The 760-nt window shown below is 50.9% G+C and carries 1 protein-coding gene; it reads right to left on the minus strand.

All coding sequences use genetic code 11. The features are described 5' to 3' along the window. A partial coding sequence (locus tag E5358_RS14940; protein ID WP_135940943.1) for an Rpn family recombination-promoting nuclease/putative transposase occupies positions 1 to 735 on the minus strand: 735 nt, incomplete at its 3' end. Positions 736 to 760: the final 25 nt, after the last annotated feature.

Genomic DNA, 760 nt, shown 5'->3' on the forward strand with positions numbered 1-760 from the left:
ACCTTTCGCATAACCATGCCTGTGGGCACTGTTGTAGTAAGTCTTCTCCGTGCGGATGATGTCCCAGAACTTGTCATAGCCGAGAAGCTGCGCCGGTGTGTAGGCAGACTCCTCCACCACGGTGAGTGCCTTGCGGATGTCCGGATTGTCAAGGAACTCCTGAGGGACATCAATGGTCTTCTCCTCAATCTCCGTCAGATACCTCAGCCACAGCACCTGCATCTTCTTCTCAGAGAAGGTGTGAGGCTTGAACTTAGGAAGTTCCACGAAGACAAGATGCAGACCGTCAATCACTTTCTCAGAGTACAGTTCGTGGACCATGCGGTAGTAGTGGTAGTATTCAGGCACATCCTTCTCAAACACATCGTTCACAAGATTGAGCGAGTAGACAGGCTCCAGCAGCTTGTAGTCATCTTTGCTGTCCATCTGTCTCACATACGCCTTGGCGGAGTTGAACAGCACACGTTGTGTGAACTCCCTTGACCAAATCATCTGCATCTCCACAAGGAACTGCCTGCCCTGGTTGTCACGGCAGCGCACATCGACAATACTGTTCTTGCGCAGCGGGTTGTCCGGCACGAGCTCTGTCGGGAGATATTCCACACTCTCAATCTCCTCCTCCTTGCTGTCGAACGGCAGAAGTGCGTTCAGCAGACTGATGACAAGGTCTGGATGGTCGCCGAACACCCTCTTGAATGTCAGGTCAGCCTTCGGGTCTAAATATTTTTTTAGCATAAGTTGTTCTTTTTGATTGTTTTGG

It is taken from the genome of Palleniella muris (genome assembly GCF_004792655.1).
Taxonomy (GTDB): domain Bacteria; phylum Bacteroidota; class Bacteroidia; order Bacteroidales; family Bacteroidaceae; genus Prevotella; species Prevotella muris_A.